Source organism: Rhizobium ecuadorense (assembly GCF_001187535.1).
Classification (GTDB): Bacteria; Pseudomonadota; Alphaproteobacteria; order Rhizobiales; family Rhizobiaceae; genus Rhizobium; species Rhizobium ecuadorense.
The window spans coordinates 1-226 of sequence record NZ_LFIO01001883.1 but is presented as its reverse complement, the minus strand read 5'-3'; the positions used below and the strand labels follow the sequence as shown (position 1 = coordinate 226).

The following is a 226-nucleotide window of genomic DNA, read 5'->3' as shown; positions in this document are numbered from 1 at the left end:
AGCTTGCGGACACGGAAATTCTGGCCCTCGAGACCGACCAGCATATTCACGCCCAGGAGGATTGCCGCTCCCGCCGGCCCGAGGCCCGGTTCGTCCATCAGCGCACCACCAATCCCCTGCAGCAGAAAGGCGGCGGCGGCGTGCAGCCAAAGCCGATGCGCCAGCAGCCACGCCCATGGAAACAGGAAGCCGAGCAGCGTGAAGCCGTCGCGGATGGTTCGCGTCT

At 66.4% G+C, this 226-nt stretch carries 1 protein-coding gene; it reads right to left on the bottom strand.

What is annotated here, in order from left to right:
* A partial coding sequence (locus tag AF337_RS39250) for a DUF2628 domain-containing protein (protein WP_152971381.1) occupies positions 1-226 on the bottom strand: 226 nt, incomplete at both ends.